Genomic DNA, 16,193 nt, shown 5'->3' on the forward strand with positions numbered 1-16,193 from the left:
CGACAGTGTCGAAAAGCCAAGCGGCCTGGTGGCGAAAGTCCCCTGTTGGATTCCCTCGCGGCCAGACCGCACTGTTTTGGCTTCAGCCGGCTAAGGCCGCGCCTGACGCGCTACTGCTTCACCAGGCGGCTCGTCCGCAGGTGACCGTCCTCGTCCCGGATTATAATCAGGTACAGGCCCGGCTTCACGTCTTTCAGGTCAATTGCCTGATTGGTGAGCCCGGTTTTGAGCAGGCTGCCCGTGGCGGTATACAGTGAAAACTCCCGCTGGCTTTTCCACCCGACCATTATCTCATCAGCGGCCGGATTGGGGTACACCTTCAGCGACACCTCTTCCCGCTGATTGCGGGCCGCCAGTGGGCCGGCGTAGACGGTGCTCATGTAGTACAGGTTCGCCGTGGTGCCTTTAAGGATTTCATGAGGGCCGGCCGGCAGGGTCATCGTTAGTCGGCCTGCACTTACGCTCTGGTTGACGTTGTCCACTTTCACCGTGCCGCTGAACGCATCGTTGAAGACCAGCGTCAGGGTGGCGGCAGCCGTGGTGGTAAATGAAACGCTGGTGGACGACTCCATCTTCAGGCACTTGGTCAGCGTCAGGCCGTTGTAGGTGACTGTTCCCTGCGAAGTCGACAGGTTTCCGACGATGGTGTAAAACAGGCTGGTTGATCCGTCCAGGGTGAAGTTATGCACCATGTCGGAAGGGCCGGGCGTGGTACCGGGGCCACCGGGCGTAGCGGGCGCATCGCCCTGAACCGAGACGAGTCCGGTGGTATAGTTGACCAGCGCAGTCTGCAGAGGCACGTTCACCGCATGCGCAGCATCGTCGACGGCATTGTTGAAGGTCCACCGGAAGTCGCCCCCCTTTACGCGACCCGCGTACTGGATGGCCTTGGCCTGAGCCCCCGCCGGGCTGTCGGGCGTATAGGCGTACATGACGGCCGGGTTGGTGTCGAAGTTGTTGTAGGTGTTGCGCCCGTACGCCGAAACGACGGTGCTTGGGATAACCTCGCCCCGGGTAGTCGCCACGTAGGCGTCAAAGTCAACGGTGGAGTTGGGAAAGCCGGCCGCGCCGTAGGGCACAAAGCGCAGCTGCCCGGTCATGTAGTTGTCGAACGCCTTGATCGTGCCCCCGTTCTCGTTCGAGAAAATCGGCATGTTCCCATAGTCATTAACCCGCGTAGCCGGATTGTAGACATCCGAGCCCTGCATGGAGGTCAGCATTGGGTACTTGCAGTTGCGGAAGTAGTTGCCTTCCATGAACACGGAGGAGCCCAGCGTAGAGCCGGCCCCGTATTTGGCAATGCCGTCGTAGTAGTTGTTGTAGACGTGAGCTGAGTAAAACCGGACCCGGGGATGGCGGGAGTCGGAGTGGTCGTACCAGTTATGGTGGTAGGTGATGTAGAGCCCCTGCGTCGTGGTTTCGCTCAAACCCAGCAGGTTCGACTTGCCCGTATCCCAGAAGTGGTTGTAGGAGAACGTCACGTAGGTTGACCGCTTGGCATCCAGCGCCCCGTCGCCCTTGGCCTGGTCGGGGTCGCTGCCCGCCGCGCCGTAGAAGAAGTCGACGTTGTGCACCCAGACGTGGTCGTTGTCCTGCTGCAGGCCGATGTTGTCGCCCTCGTTGCTGTTGCAGTTCATCGAGCCGATGTTGCGGATCTCAATGTTGGACGCATTCTTCACCCGGATTCCCCAGCCATTTGCAACGGCATCGTTGCCCACGCCTTCCAGCGTGATGGAGCTGGTTGCCAGGTTGTCGTTTTCGATAACGAGGTCGCCATCCAGCAGGTAGCTCGGGTCGGTAATCTGCCCCACCATTCGAATAAGCAGCGGACGCGCATCGCGGCCCTTCTTGAATCCGTCCAGAATGGCCTGCAAACCCACACACGGGTTCACCGTGGCCCCGGTTACGTTGAGGGAGACCGTATTCTTGGAGTTCTGGGTGATGTAGAGAATCACCGCGTTGGGCTTCACCGTGCCGTCGAGGTTGTAGCCCCCCGGAATCCGGCCGCCGCTGAAGGCAAACCCGGCCCGGTCCTGGGCCTGCACGGTAAGGGAGCCGGTTACCGTAGCCGTACCTTCCACTCCCGAGAGGACGGGCACAATCCGGAGCGTGTACGCGCCGGGAGCCAGGCCCAGGGCATCAGCCCGGTAAAAGGAGCCGTAGTTTCGGATAAGCTGGTTGTCGATCCGCTGGTTGACGACGCCGGCACCGCTGTAGTACACATTATAGCTCTGGGCCCCGGCCACCGGCTGCCACCGCACGTACGCCGACTCCAGCCAGCCGGCGGATTCGAGAATTGTTAAGGTCTGAGCCCGCAGAACCAACGGCAAGAACAGCAACAGTAGAGAGAGCAAGTGCTTCATAAGCGGAGATAATTAGGCGGGCCGTGCCGGCGCACCAGTGGCAATAGTCTCTAAACCTACCTGTTAAACTCCAGTAAATGAGCCTTTAGAAAGTGTAACGTCCGTATATAGTTATGCAATCGATGCCGGCAACGTTGCCGAACACTGTAAACCGGCGGCTGGTCGGGCCGTCCTACTCCGAGTGGCTTGACCGAAAGCGCAGGAGTGTTCTCTAGCCAGGCAGTTCTGCGGCTAGTCCCAGGATACAATGATCTGTAATGGACGAGCACCAGCTCGGCTCTCAAAGCAGGTTGGCGCACCAGGCGTTGGGGCTAGGCTACCACCCCTCTCCCATCAGCCCGAAACGGCCGTGCCCTTGTTGCGCTGGCACTTCTCCCCGCAGTACTTCACCTCCGCCCAGCAGTTGCGCCACTTCTTGCGGTACTCGAACGGCCGCCCGCAGGTCAGGCAGATCTTGGTCGGCAGGTTGCCTTTGGTAAGCTTACGGGGCAGGTCGGTCGGCATAAAGCGTTTAAGAAGTGGAGTAGTCAGACGAAGAGGCAAAAACCATAAGCCAACAGCTATCAGCTACTCCGCTTCACTAAACTTCTGAGCCATCTTCTGCGGCACGCCAATGCTGTTGAGCATCCCGCTGACCAGACCCTGCCGCCACAGCGAAAACACCGAGTAGCGCAGGTTGCGGTTGCTCTTGATAATGCCTTCTTTCAGTCGCCCACCCTTGCGGGGGTTTTCGTCGCGGATAACCAGCACATTGGCGGCCTTTGATTTCACCTTGGTAAACAACGTTTTCTGATTCTCTCCGCCCTTTTTGCTGAGGAAAGTCAGCTTGAGGTTGTCGTACTCGGCCTGCATGGTGCCGGTAGCCTGCCGCCGGTCGAGCCGGAGCGCCACTTTTGCCCGGCGGATGTTGCCCCGCTCGAAGCGGACGAGGCGGGTGGGCTCGGTGATGGTGTTGAGCATGGTGATGGGGCCGGGCCCAAAGGTGCCCTTGCCCCGGTGCCGGCCCAGAGGGTCGAGCAGGGGTACCCAAAAGGTGGCCTCGGCCCGCACCTGGTTCTGAATCCAGCCCGTCACGTGCAGCACCGCCGGGTTACTGACCGTCATGTGGGCCGGGTTGCTGGTGATGTTGCGGATCGTGCCATTCACCCGGTTCAGCGCCATAAACCCGGTCTGGAGGGTCGCGGGCGACAGGTAGGTGAAGTACAGATTGCAGTCGGTCACCTTCAGCTCCCGCAGGTCCAGCGGAAAGGGCAGCTTCCGAAAGCTTTCGGGCGTGGCAATAGATGGCTTGGAGTTGGTGGGAAACCGCCCATCGCCGGCAAACCGGAGCAGGGGGCGGCTTATCAGCAGCTGCCGGGCCCGGACTGCGCCCCGGTGGGCCAGGGCCGCATAGTCGAGGCCGGTTACCTGCACCCGGGGCAGCCGCGCCGCAATGTGGGCCGACTGGTGCCCTTTGCGGCGGTTCTGCTCGGTCACGGTAAAGGAGGGCGTGAATGAGGTGTTTTCCAGCTGCAGCGTTTCGTAGGCCGTGGCCAGCTGCATCTTCTCGAAGCGCAGGCGGTAATACGGCGCATCCAGCATCAGCGAGCCCACGCCGGTTCGGGCGCTCCAGGCGTGGGCGTAGAGAATGCGGTTCTGGTTGGCATAGCCCGCTGCATCCACCCGCAGGTCGCGGGCGCTGACCATTGCATTTTCCACCCGTGGTGCCCGCGCAATACCTTCCAGTCGGGCCCGGGCGTCGTGCAGGACGAAGTGCCGGAGGTGGGCCCGGTCGAGGTAGGGCGCCAGCAGCTGATGCGGCGGTGGGGGCGGCTGGTCCGGGGGGGTCATCACCAGCGCCGGGCGGGTCAGCACCAGCGAATCAGCCTGAAAGCGGCGGCGCAGCAGCGCCGGCGTACGAAGACCGGTAAGGGTAAGGCGTACCAGCCGCAGGTCCACCTGCACCTTTCCTTTCCGACCGGCCGGGCCTACCACCGGAATAATGCGGAGGGAATCCAGAACGAGTTTTTGCGGGCCTGAAGCGAACTGAACTTTCCGAAAAGCAGCCCGATGCTGCGCCACCGTAGCTCCGGCTCCCCGGGCGCCAAAGCGCAGCGCGGCAGCGTAGGCAATCCGCTGGGTGTCGGCGGCCCCGGCAGCGCTGATAAGCACATCATCCAGGGCCAGGCTTCCCTGCTCCAGCCGCCCCACCGGGCGGCCGGTAGGTCCGTACTGCCCGTCCACCCGGCTCAGCCCAAAGTGGGCAATACGCAGGCCGGCCAGCCGGAACGGCAGGCGCCGGTGTAGGGGCAGGCCGGACGTGTCGCGGCCCGGTCTGGCAGGCAGGGTGTACACCCGCAGCTGCATGCCTGCCAGCGCGACACTATCAATAGGTACAACGCCGCGCCGCAGCAACGCCAGCGCCCCAATTCCCTCTACCCGGAACCGCTCCAGGTACAATGCCAGGTGGGGCAGCGTGTCGGTAGCGGTAAAACGGGCGCCGGGGGCGGGCAGCAGACTGATGCCCCGGGCCGTAAGGCTGCGCTGCCACAAACTGGTGCGCAGCCCGCTGATTTGCAGCTGGTACCGCCCCGCGCTTTGCCTGGCTACCCGGTGCTCCAGGGTGCGCTTCAGCCAGGGGTCCAGCAGCAGCGCAGCGGCCAGGCCCAGCCCGACCAGCACCAGCAGGATTCCGGCTCCCCACTTCCAGGGACGGGGGCGGTGCTTGACCGGGGTGGCGGAAGTGGCAACGGGAGAAGGTGACAAGGCAGTTACGGCGGGGAGGTGGTGTTAACGGCAAACCGCCGGCCGGCGGTTGCCTTCGCCAGCCTGGTTCCGGCAGATTGTGGGCTGACTTACTACTGACGGGCTTCCAACCAACCTGTCCGGCGCTGGAAAGTTGGGATGCGGCTCCTCATCGGCAACCGAAAATTCGACGGCTGCCGGCCCGGGATGCAGCTTCAGCTACCTGCCTACAGTCTTTGTCCTGCTTTCTTTCCCCGGGCCGGCCGGGGTTTCACAAATTAATTACGAAATAATTCGTAATCCACATTGACTATACGAAGTCCTTCGTATATGTTTGCTCTACGAAATAGTTCGTATTACTTCACCGGCCGATTTTCATGTGTGCAGATTTCCTCCCCGCCCCGGCTTACGGGGCCATGGTGCCGAAGCCAACCCTGCTTTCCCGCCCCTGCTTCTACGCCAGGTTTCTGCTGCTGGCGGCGGCGCTGACGGCCGCGCTGCCGGTTAGCGCCCAGACTACTCCGGCGCCGGCCGCTGCCCGCACCGGCAGCGGCCGCCTGACCGGCGTCGTGCTCAGCGCGGGCACCCGCAAGCCGGTGGAGTTTGCTACGGTTGCTTTGCTGGAAGCTACGGGTGACAAGCCTCTGGACGGCAGCATGGGCGACGAGCGGGGCCGGTTTACGGTTGGCAAGATTGCGGCCGGCACGTACCGGGTGCGGATCAGCTTTGTGGGGTTCGAGGAGAAAACGCTCGACAACGTACAGTTCGCCACCGACAACGCCACCGTGGATTTGGGCGAGGTGCTGCTCCAGCCCACCGTGCGGCAGCTGGGCGAGGTGAAGGTGACGGGAGAGCGGGAGCTGGTGGAAAACAAGGTCGACCGCCTCGTGTACAATGCCGACAAGGACGCCACCAACGCCGGTGGTACGGCTGCCGACGTGCTGCAGAAAGTGCCCATGCTGGCCGTCGACATCAATGGCAACCTGCAGATGCGGGGCTCGTCGAACGTGCGGGTGCTCGTCAACGGCAAGCCCTCGGCCATTATGGCCAGCAACCTGGCCGAAGCCCTAAAGCAGATTCCGGCCGACCAGATTAAGAGCGTGGAGGTGATTACCAGCCCCTCGGCCAAGTACGATGCGGAGGGCTCGGCCGGCATCGTCAACATTGTGATGAAGAAAAACAACCTCGAAGGCATGAACGGCACGGCCGCTGCTTCGGCCGGCAACCGGGGCACCAACGTGAACGGCTCCCTGAACAGCCGCCGCGGTAAGCTCGGCATCAGCTCCAGCCTGGGTCAGAACATCTTTTACAACGTGGCCACCAGCGCCTCCACCCGCACCGACCGGCTGCCCGGCGACCGGCAGAGCGTGCTCAGCCAGCGCGGCAACTTCACCAACCTGGGCGGGGGCGTGTTCGGGCAGCTGGGCCTCGACTACGACCTCACGCCCAAGGACGCGCTGACGCTGAGCGGGCGGGGCAACCACTTCCAGTTCACCCAGGACCGCACCCAACGCAGCCTCTACACCCTGCCCGCCGGAACCGACGACTTCACCCGCGACATCATCACCAAGAACCGCAACCAGAACCTGGACCTCAACTTCAGTTACACCCGGACCCTGCCCAGGCCCCGGCAGGAACTGAGCGTGCTGGCCCTGCACACCGTCAACCGGGGCCGCAGCGACTACGACCTGAGTCAGCGGCGGACCGAGCGGGAAGACTACCGCGAAGCCAGCCTAAACGACAACCGCAACCAGGAAACCACCATCCAGGCCGACTACGCTCATCCCACCGACAGCACCGGCACCGTGGAGCTGGGACTGAAGACTATCCTACGGGCCGTGGGCAGCAACTACCAGATTGACGCCGACCAGCTCGACGGCCGCGGGCCCCAGCGCCAGCCGGCCCGCTCCAACGAGTTCGACTACTTCCAGCAGGTGTACTCTTCCTACCTGTCCTACGGCTTTTCGCTGCGCAAAACCCTGAGCTTTAAGCTTGGTGGCCGGGTGGAGCACACCCGCATCGACGGCAACTTTTTGTCGAGCGAAACCCAGCTACAGCGCAGCTACACCAACCTGGTGCCGAGCCTGGTGGCGGCCTGGGACGTGACACCCAGCCAGAAGCTTAAGCTCAGCTACACCCGCCGCATTCAGCGCCCCGACATTTACTACCTGAACCCCTACGTGAACCTGAGCGACCCGCGCAACATCACCAGCGGCAACCCCGACCTGCAGGCCGAGCTGAGCAACGCCTACGAGCTGGGCTACAGCGGCTTTTTCGGTAAAAACTCGCTGAACCTCTCGCTCTACACCCGGCAGACCAACAACGCCATCGAGGCCATTTCCCGGACCCTGCCCTCTTCCGACTCTACCCGCACGCTGTTTACCACCTACCAGAACGTGGCCCGCAACGCCACCTACGGCCTGAGTGCCTACGGCTCAACCAAGCTGACGCCGAAGTGGAGTTTGAGCGGCAACGCCAACTTCTACTACCTCTGGCTGCGCAGCGAGGCCCTGCAGCTTGCCAACGGAGGCCTGATGTACAACTTCAACCTGAGCTCGTCCTACCAGTTCGGCAAGGGCCTCAGCGCCCAGTTCAACGGCTTCTTCAACTCACCCCGCACCGAGCTGCAGGGCCGCTCGGCGGGCTACCGCACCTACACGCTGGCCATTAAGAAAGAGGTATTCGACAAGAAGGGCAGTATAGCCGTAGGGCTCATCAACCCCTTTAACCGCCGCCTCACCTTTCATCAGGAGCTGGACACGCCCCAGTTTGCCTACGTATCGGACAGCTACTTCTACAACCGTCAGATCCGGCTCACCTTCAATTACAAGTTCGGCTCCCTGGATACCAAGCCCGCCCGGCCCGTCAAGAGCATCCGCAACGACGACCTCAAGCAGGGCGGCGGGGGCAACGGCTAACGCCGGGCCGGCAAGTTTGCGCCGGTTTTGCCAACCCCCGGGGCCCGCAGACAGTTAAGCAACCTATGCTTGCCATTACCTCCCTGCTGATTGCCCCCAACGCGGCCCGCATCAACCGTATCATCAAGAGCCTGGAAAAGGAGTTCGGCCTCGACGACGTGCAGGCCACCCCCGATCCGCACATCACCTACCAGCTGGCCGGCGTAGCCAAGCTGCCGGCCCTGAAGTCGGCGCTGCGCCGGGTGGCCAGCACCACCGCGCCGTTCACGGCCCATACCACGGGGCTGGGCTTGTTTCCGGGCCCCAACCCGGTTATCTACATTCCGGTGCTGCGCTCCGACGCCCTTAACCGCCTGCACCACCGCGTGCTCGACGCCACGGCTCCCTTGTGTTTGCGCACCGACAAGTACAGCGGACCGGAGTGCTGGCTGCCCCACGTTTCCCTGGCCCTGCACGACACCACCCCGGAGCTGCTGGGCCCGGTGCTGACGTATCTCAATCAGCAGACCTTTAACCTGAAGCTGGAAATCGACAACATCACGATTCTGCGCCGGCACGGGGAGCAGTTCGTGCGGGAGGACGCCTTTGCGTTTACCGGCGGCGACTAAGCCCGGCAGGCAGCGGCTTTTTTTCGGTGGGTGATGTGGCCGTTTCCGCCCCGTACCCGACCTTTACCCGCTCATCAACCCAACTGCTATGTACTCCACCGTACTCATCCTGCACTCCTGGACGCGCTGGCTGGTCCTCCTTTTCGGTCTGATTGCTTTGTTCCGGGCCTTTAGCGGCTGGCAGGGCCGCCGTCCCTTCACCGGGGCCGACAACGGCATGGGCGCCGCCTTTATCGGCTCGATGCACCTGCAGATGCTGCTGGGCCTGATTTTGTATTTCGGACTGAGCCCATTCGGGATGAAAGCCTTTGAAACTGCCGGCGGCGCCGTGATGAAAGACCCGGCCGGACGCTTCTGGGGCGTGGAGCACATTGCGGCCATGGTGCTGGCCGTAATAGCGGCCCAGGTAGGGCGTACCCTGTCCAAGAAAGCAGCTGACCCGGTTGTCAAGCACAAGAAAGCCTTTATCTGGTTTCTGATTGCCCTGGTGCTGGTGCTGCTCATGATTCCGTGGGGAGTCTGGAACCCGGCCCGCCCCCTGTTCCGGCTGTAACCGGCCCCGCTGCCCACCGCATTCACCGACCCGCCCACCCGGCGGGTCGGCTTTTTTGTATACCTTAGAGCCTGCCCCGCCTGTTGCGAACAGCCGGGCTGTGCTGGTAGAGTCGTCTGAAGAGATGCGAAGTTGAATTTTGCCGGCTGTTGTTGGGTTAATTAATTATTATTACAGCGTTATGCCAGGGGCTGCTTCCCTCAGCCGGCCTGGTTAAGATTGCCATCTTCCCGCCCACTGCCTTTCCTTTTTCCATTCCGTGCGAAAATCAGTTCCAAAGCCCCGTTTCTCGCGGGAGGAATTCTGCCATTTGATGGATGCACAGCTACAGACTCTGGAAGTCCGGACCACGACCGCGCCCCAGTACAGCGCGGTGCTGATGGCCCTGCGCCGCAGTCTGGAAGCGTACAAAACCAACAAGCCCGTTTCCCGGCTTCACTAAGCCTTGGCTGCCCGGCCAGTAGCTTTGCTCGCCTGTACCTCCTGCTTTTGAAGCGGCTGTAGAAAAAGCCGGTTTGTCCGCCTACCTTGCTGCCGCATCTATTTGGCAGCGGGCGGGACCCTGGCTTGGGTACGGCGCTGCCGCTGATTCAATCTGATGGATAGCTACGCCCCACCGGTTCCGACGCCCCATCCCGCCCCGGAGGCCCACCCCCCGGCGGCCTGCCTGAACTGCGGCCAGCCGCTGCACGACCAGTTCTGCGCCCGGTGCGGTCAGGCCGCAGCCACCCACCGCATCACGCTGGGTCACTGGCTGCACGATATTCCCCACAGCATCTGGCACGTCGACCGGGGGCTGCCTTACACGCTCAAGCAGATGCTGCGCCGCCCGGGTGCTACGCTGCGCAACTACCTGGCGGGGCAGCGGGCTCCCTATTTCCGGCCCCTCTCCTACCTGCTGCTGATTACCGGACTTATCACGCTGTGCTACGTCGTGCTGCGCCTGCGCCCCTACAACGTAGCCGACCCGGCGGTACCACCGGCCCTGCGGGCCGTGCAGGAGCGGTTTCTGGCTTTCTTCTCAAAGTACATCAACTGGTTTGCGGTACTGCTGCTGCCGCTTTCGGCGGGGGTGCTCCGGCTGTTTCTGCGCCGGGCACGCTACAATTACGCCGAGTACATCACCATTGCCTGCTTCGTGACGGGCACCTTTCACTTCTTTGCCCTGCTGGCCCTGCCGTTTCTGTACCTGCTCAATGGCACCCGAGGCGGGCAGCAGCTGATGATGGGCGTGCTGCTGGTTTCGTTTGGGTACAAGACCTGGGCCTATGCCAGCCTGCTGGAACCCTTCGGCCTTTCGACGTTCGGGCGCTACCTGCGCGGGCTGGCGGCCACGCTTAGCACCTACTTTATTACCCTCGCAGCGGCTCTGACCATCCTGGTATTGGTAAACCGGAAGGAGTTTACGGCCCTGGTCCGGCAGAAGACGGCGCCTGCCGTGGCTCATCCCCGGTAGTTGTTACCGGCTCCCTGGATAGTATGCTACTCTGTAAGGCCGGCTCCACGGCTTGCTATTCTCGATTAACTGTCTTTATTTCAGGGCGGTCCTATCCCTCCTTATATTTCTCGCTCTATGCAGTCAACCACTACTTCACCGGTTACCATTGACCCCGCCCTGGCCCGCTCCGTGCACAGCCTGGCCACGGATGCTCCGGCCCACGGGCATGCACCCACTGCCTGCCTGAACTGCGGCCACCTCGTTCCCGACCGGTTTTGCGGCAAGTGCGGGCAGGACGCGCACCATACCAAGCGGCTCACGATGGCCCACATGCTCCACGACATTCCGCACTCGGTGTGGCACGTCGATAAAGGCATTCTGTACTCGATCCGCACGATTGTCACGCGTCCCGGAACCACCATTCGCAGCTACCTGGCCGGGCAGCGGGTCGACCACTTCCGGCCCTTGTCCCTGCTGCTGCTCGTGACCGGTCTGTACTCGTTTATTGCCTCCGTACTGCACATCGACATGCTTCCTCCCCGCGACCCTGCGATGCCCGAGGCCGTGTGGCAGACGCAGAAGTCGGCCATCGAAGCGCTGTCAAAATACCTGAGCTGGTACTATGTGGGGCTGGTGCCGGTTATAGCCGGGTTTGCGCGCCTGTTTTTGCGCCGTGGGGGCTACAACTACGCCGAGTGCCTCGTCATTGCCGCATTTATTACGGCTGTCTGCAATGCCCTGACTTTGTTTTCCCTGCCCGTGTCGTATTACTACTCCGGCACTCCGGCAATTCAAAAAGTAGCCTACGTAGTCAGCGTAATAAGCATTGGGTACGCTACCTGGGCGTATAGCGCCATGCTGGCCCATACCGGCCTGAGCCTGGCCGGCCGTCTGGTGCGGGGCTTCTTTCCCTTCGTGCTGGGAGTTATTATCCCGCCTATGCTGCTCGGAATGGTTGCCGTGGGCCTGCAGTGGGACACTATCAAGCAAAGCATCAGGAAACAGCAGCAACTACAGGCGCAACAGGCGAAATCGGCCCCTGCTCCCGCCCCCCGGACGGTTCCGGCGCATCAATAGACCGCGTTTGCCGTCAGCCCGAAATGAAAAAGGCCGCCGCTGGAATCCAGCGGCGGCTTTTCTATACGTGTTAAGCGGCAATTACTGGCCCAGCACCATGGCAAACACCAGTGGGGCCACGATGGTAGCGTCCGACTCGATAATAAACTTGGGCGTGTCCTGACCCAGCTTGCCCCAGGTGATTTTCTCGTTGGGCACGGCGCCGGAGTAGGAGCCGTACGAGGTGGTCGAGTCCGAAATCTGGCAGAAGTAGCCCCACAGCGGCACCGAGGTGCGGCCCAGATCCTGGTGCAGCATCGGCACCACGCAGATCGGGAAGTCGCCGGCAATGCCACCGCCAATCTGGAAGAAGCCCACCTTGCTTTCCTCGGTGGCCTGCTTGGTGTACCAGTCGGCCAGGTAGATCATGTACTCAATGCCCGTGCGCACGGTGTGCACGTTCTGAATGTCGCCCGAAATGACGTGGCCGGCGAAGATGTTGCCGAGCGTAGAGTCTTCCCAGCCGGGGCAGATGATGGGCAGGTTCTTCTCGGCAGCGGCCAGCATCCAGGAGTCCTTGGGGTCAATCTGGTAGTACTGCTCCAGCTCACCCGACTTCAGGATCTGGTAGAAGAACTCGTGGGGGAAGTACCGCTCGCCGGCTTTGTCGGCCTGCTCCCAGAACTTGAGCACCGAGTGCTCGAGGCGGCGCATGGCTTCCTCTTCCGGAATGCAGGTATCGGTTACGCGGTTCATGTGGCGCTCCAGCAGGGCCTGCTCGTCGGCAGCCGTCAGGTCGCGGTAGTTGGGCACCCGCTCGTAGAAGTCGTGGGCTACCAGGTTGAAGATATCCTCCTCCAGGTTAGCGCCCGTGCAGCTGATGATCTGGACTTTGTCCTGACGGATCAGCTCGGCCAGCTGAATGCCCATTTCGGCGGTGCTCATGGCGCCGGCCAGGGTAATCATCATCTTGCCGCCTTCGGCCAGGTGCTTGTTGTAGCCTTCGGCGGCATCAATCAGGGCAGCAGCGTTGAAGTGGCGGTAGTGGTGCTTGAGGAAGTTGGTTACGGTCATCGAAGTGGGTTACAATGTTGACCAGAAAACCTGGTCGGGGTGTGCGGTTTACAATCAATTTAAAGCCGAAAATCGTTCATGGCAGGGCTTCTATATCGAAGATTCTGCATAGCGTACCATTGCGGCTGGGTTGCTCACAACTACGGCCCTAGCCGGGCTCCTCAATCATCAGGTTGTGGTTGGTGTAGATGCAGATGTCGGCGGCAATGTGAAGGGCTTCCTCTACCATCTGCCGGGCCGTGAGGTGGGGAGCGTGCTTTTTAAGCGCCAGCGCGGCCGCCTGAGCAAACATGGCACCCGAGCCAATGGCGGCCACGTCGGAGTCGGGCTCGAGCACGTCGCCGGTGCCGGCAATGATGAGCAGCTCGTCTTTGTCGCAGACGACCATCATGGCTTCGAGCTTGCGCAGGTACTGGTCTTTGCGCCACTCCTTGGCCAGCTCGATGGCCGCGCGGCGGAGCTGCCCGCCGTAGCCGCCGAGCTTTTCCTCGAACTTGTCGAGCAGCATGAACGCGTCGGCGGTAGAGCCGGCAAAGCCCGTCACGACCTTGCCGTCGTGCAGCTTGCGCACCTTGCGCACGTTGCTTTTGGCCACGTGCTTGTCCATGGTAGCCTGCCCGTCGGCGCCGAGGGCAATCTGGCCCTTGTGCCGAACCCCAAGCACGGTGGTAGAGCGGATTTTAGTCATGAGTCGGTAGTTGGAATGAGGACACCCGTCTGCTGGCGGGGTACAAAGCTACACCACCCGCTCCGGAAACCGAACCTGAGCGGACGGTTCGTTTGGACCCGGCCGGGCCACTCGGCTTTTGAAAGAGGCAGTTCTGCTCCCGGGTGGCCCGAAGCCGCCTTCCCGCCCCGGTTCTATTCTACCTACCTTAGATCCATGAAGCTATTCTTATCCTGTGCCGCCCTGGCCTTGCTGCTATCCTCGTGCGGAAATTTCTTTGACTCCTTCGATGAATCCGAAATTCCCGGCTACACCCGCGACTGGCTGCGCGGGGAGCAGGGCCAGACGCTCACGTTTCGCAACGGTGCCGGGCAAACGCGCACCCTGCGCGTCCGCCGCCGGGAAGAGCTGATGACGAGCTCGGGCCGAACAGGCACATCCTACTACCAGGTCCTCAATGTCCGGATCGAAGATACGGCCCCTGACTCCCTGCTGAGCGTGTCCCTGGAAGGCAACTCCAACAAAGTGAATGTTTCCCACCACGGCGTAGCCTGGGGCGCTATCAACACCCACGAAAACGGCCGCAAAACCTATGTCGAGTCGTACCGCAACGCTACCACCATCACGGGCAGCATGGCGGCCGAGGATACCACCCTGGCCGGGCGCCAGTACCGGTTCGTGGGCCGCATCCGGGGCCCGATTACGGCCCACCCCACCGACACCGTCACGGCCGTCTACATTTCCCGCTACGAGGGCGTTATCGGCTTCATGACCAAGCGCGCCGGCCTCTGGCACCGCGACTAAGGGTTTTGGGCTTCAAGCTGTAGGCTTCAAGCGGCAAGCGTTGGGGTTACAGTAGAAAATAAGGCAGTTACCCTGGTTCGCCAAACCGCCTCCTCAAACAGCAGGGCCATAACAAGAGAAGCGCCTGCCGGATAATCCAGCAGGCGCTTCTGTGTTAGCGGGTTTCGTTGGTCGAAAACCAATACCCTAAGACTCTAAAAATCAGATCATCATCCGCAGCGGATCTTCGAGCAGGCTCTTGAGCGTCTGCAGGAAGGCGGCGCCGGTGGCACCGTCCACCACGCGGTGGTCGCAGCTCAGGGTCACCTTCATGATGTTGCCGACGGCCAGCTGACCGTCTTTAACTACAGCGGTCTGCTTGATGCCGCCCACGGCCAGGATGCAGGCATCCGGGGGGTTGATGATGGCGGTGAACTCGTCGATGCCGAACATGCCCAGGTTGGAGATGGTGAAGGTGCTGCCCTCCCACTCGCTCGGCTGCAGCTTCTTGCTCTTGGCCTTGCCGGCCAGCTCTTTCACCTCGGTAGCAATGGTCGACAGGCCTTTGCCGTCGGCGTTGCGCACCACGGGCACGAGCAGGCCTTCGTCCACGGCCACGGCCACGCCGATGTTGACCACGTGGTTCTGACGGATCCGGTCGCCCAGCCACGAGGAGTTCACGGCCGGGTGCTGCTTGAGCGCCACGGCAGCGGCCTTGATGACGAGGTCGTTGAAGCTGAGCTTGACCGGCGACAGGGTGTTGAGCTGGGTGCGCACTTCCATGGCCCGGTCCATCAGGATTTCCATCGTCAGATAGAAATGGGGAGCCGTGAACAGGCTTTCCGACAGGCGGCGGGCAATGACTTTGCGCATCTGCGTTACCGGCGTGTCGGTATAAGTTCCATCGGCCGGTGCGGCAGCCGGCGTAGGTGCGGCGGGGGCAGCAGCGGCAACGGGAGCAGCCGCCGGGGCCGGAGCAGCCGGGGCGGCAGCCTGAGCCGGGGCAGGCGCGGCGGCACCCGGCTGGAAGCCTTCGATGTCGCGCGACACGATACGGCCGTTCTCGCCGGAACCGCGCACCTGGCTGATGTCGATGTTCATTTCCTTAGCCATGCGCTTAGCCAGAGGCGAAGCCAGCAAACGGCCATTGCCGGACGCCGGAGCCACAGCGGCCGGAGCCGGGGCAGCTGCAGTGGTCGGAGCTGCTGCCGGGGCAGCCGCCGGAGCCGCTTCGGCAGCAGGTGCGGGAGCGGCGGCCGGGGCGCCACCCGACTGACCGCCGAGCAGGGCCTGGATGTCGGCGCCTTCCTCGCCGATAATGGCCAGGATACCGTCAACAGCGACGGCCTCGCCTTCTTTTGGACCGATATAGAGCAGCGTGCCGTCGTCGTAGTTTTCCAGCTCCATCGTGGCCTTGTCGGTCTCGACTTCGGCCAGCATGTCGCCGGACTTTACTTTGTCTCCTACCTTTTTCTGCCAGGAGGCAATGGTGCCTTCCGTCATCGTGTCGCTCATCTTGGGCATGCGAATCACGGTTGCCTGCTTGCCATTGGCCGGGGCGGCCGGGGCAGCAGCGGGGGCCGGAGCCGCGGGTGCGGGAGCAGCAGGGGCCGCGACCGGAGCCGGGGCGGGAGCGGCAGCCACCGGGGCCGGTGCCGTAGCAGGTGCGGGTGCAGCGGCGGCACCGCCGCCATTCAACAGAGCAGAGAAGTCTTCTCCCTCTTTCCCAACCACGGCCAGAATACCATCGACGGCCACTGCTTCGCCTTCTTTCGGGCCGATATACAGCAGGGTACCCTCTTCATAGTTTTCCAGCTCCATGGTGGCCTTGTCAGTCTCGACTTCGGCCAGCACGTCGCCGGATTTAACTTTATCACCCACTTTCTTGAGCCAGGCAGCAATGACCCCTTCGGTCATCGTGTCGCTCATCTTGGGCATTTTAATGATTTCGGCCATCAGCGTGTCGCAATTGTGTTGAGCGTCAAAATTAGCCCGAAAATCCGGTGTCG

At 62.2% G+C, this 16,193-nt stretch carries 13 protein-coding genes; 7 read left to right on the top strand and 6 right to left on the bottom strand.

All coding sequences use genetic code 11. The annotated features are described in order from the left end of the window. Positions 1–110 precede the first annotated feature (110 nt). The 3 genes from LJY25_RS09770 to LJY25_RS09780 form a co-directional block, all read right to left on the bottom strand. Positions 111–2,363, bottom strand: a complete 2,253-nt coding sequence (locus tag LJY25_RS09770) for a pectate lyase family protein (protein WP_227608139.1) — start codon at positions 2,361–2,363, stop codon at positions 111–113. Positions 2,364–2,696: 333 nt separating this feature from the next. Next, complete coding sequence (locus LJY25_RS09775) at positions 2,697–2,867, bottom strand: DUF2256 domain-containing protein (protein ID WP_227608140.1); 171 nt, start codon at positions 2,865–2,867, stop codon at positions 2,697–2,699. A 63-nt stretch (positions 2,868–2,930) separates the two neighbouring features. Next, positions 2,931–5,108, bottom strand: coding sequence for a hypothetical protein (locus tag LJY25_RS09780; protein ID WP_227608141.1), 2,178 nt, complete (start codon positions 5,106–5,108; stop codon positions 2,931–2,933). A gap of 356 nt (positions 5,109–5,464) precedes the next feature. On the opposite strand from LJY25_RS09780, the gene LJY25_RS09785 reads away from it, so the two are divergent. From LJY25_RS09785 to LJY25_RS09805, 6 genes are all read left to right on the top strand, one after another. Next, positions 5,465–8,005 (top strand): outer membrane beta-barrel family protein, encoded by a 2,541-nt coding sequence (locus LJY25_RS09785; protein ID WP_227608142.1) that lies wholly within the window; start codon positions 5,465–5,467, stop codon positions 8,003–8,005. Between the two features lie 65 nt (positions 8,006–8,070). Further along, positions 8,071–8,613, top strand: coding sequence for a 2'-5' RNA ligase family protein (locus LJY25_RS09790; protein WP_227608143.1), 543 nt, complete (start codon positions 8,071–8,073; stop codon positions 8,611–8,613). A gap of 88 nt (positions 8,614–8,701) precedes the next feature. After that, positions 8,702–9,166: a hypothetical protein gene (locus LJY25_RS09795; RefSeq protein WP_227608144.1), complete on the top strand. Its 465-nt coding sequence runs from the start codon at positions 8,702–8,704 to the stop codon at positions 9,164–9,166. Between the two features lie 313 nt (positions 9,167–9,479). Continuing rightward, positions 9,480–9,608, top strand: coding sequence for a hypothetical protein (locus LJY25_RS21250; protein ID WP_262908709.1), 129 nt, complete (start codon positions 9,480–9,482; stop codon positions 9,606–9,608). A gap of 156 nt (positions 9,609–9,764) precedes the next feature. Continuing rightward, a complete protein-coding gene (locus tag LJY25_RS09800) occupies positions 9,765–10,622 on the top strand; it encodes a DUF3667 domain-containing protein (protein WP_227608145.1) in 858 nt (285 codons plus the stop codon). A 117-nt stretch (positions 10,623–10,739) separates the two neighbouring features. Beyond that, a complete protein-coding gene (locus LJY25_RS09805; protein WP_227608146.1) occupies positions 10,740–11,681 on the top strand; it encodes a DUF3667 domain-containing protein in 942 nt (313 codons plus the stop codon). Between the two features lie 81 nt (positions 11,682–11,762). Here the strand turns inward: LJY25_RS09805 and LJY25_RS09810 are convergent, their stop codons facing one another. Beyond that, positions 11,763–12,734 (bottom strand): deoxyhypusine synthase family protein, encoded by a 972-nt coding sequence (locus LJY25_RS09810; protein ID WP_227608147.1) that lies wholly within the window; start codon positions 12,732–12,734, stop codon positions 11,763–11,765. A 148-nt stretch (positions 12,735–12,882) separates the two neighbouring features. Further along, positions 12,883–13,422, bottom strand: coding sequence for an ATP-dependent protease subunit HslV (gene hslV, locus LJY25_RS09815; RefSeq protein ID WP_227608148.1), 540 nt, complete (start codon positions 13,420–13,422; stop codon positions 12,883–12,885). A 195-nt stretch (positions 13,423–13,617) separates the two neighbouring features. Here hslV and LJY25_RS09820 point away from each other — a divergent pair, with 195 nt between their 5' ends. Next, positions 13,618–14,205, top strand: coding sequence for a hypothetical protein (locus LJY25_RS09820; protein WP_227608149.1), 588 nt, complete (start codon positions 13,618–13,620; stop codon positions 14,203–14,205). Positions 14,206–14,406: 201 nt separating this feature from the next. Here the strand turns inward: LJY25_RS09820 and LJY25_RS09825 are convergent, their stop codons facing one another. After that, positions 14,407–16,140 (bottom strand): pyruvate dehydrogenase complex dihydrolipoamide acetyltransferase, encoded by a 1,734-nt coding sequence (locus tag LJY25_RS09825; RefSeq protein ID WP_227608150.1) that lies wholly within the window; start codon positions 16,138–16,140, stop codon positions 14,407–14,409. Positions 16,141–16,193 lie beyond the last annotated feature (53 nt).

This window comes from Hymenobacter translucens (genome assembly GCF_020685205.1).
Taxonomy (GTDB): domain Bacteria; phylum Bacteroidota; class Bacteroidia; order Cytophagales; family Hymenobacteraceae; genus Hymenobacter; species Hymenobacter translucens.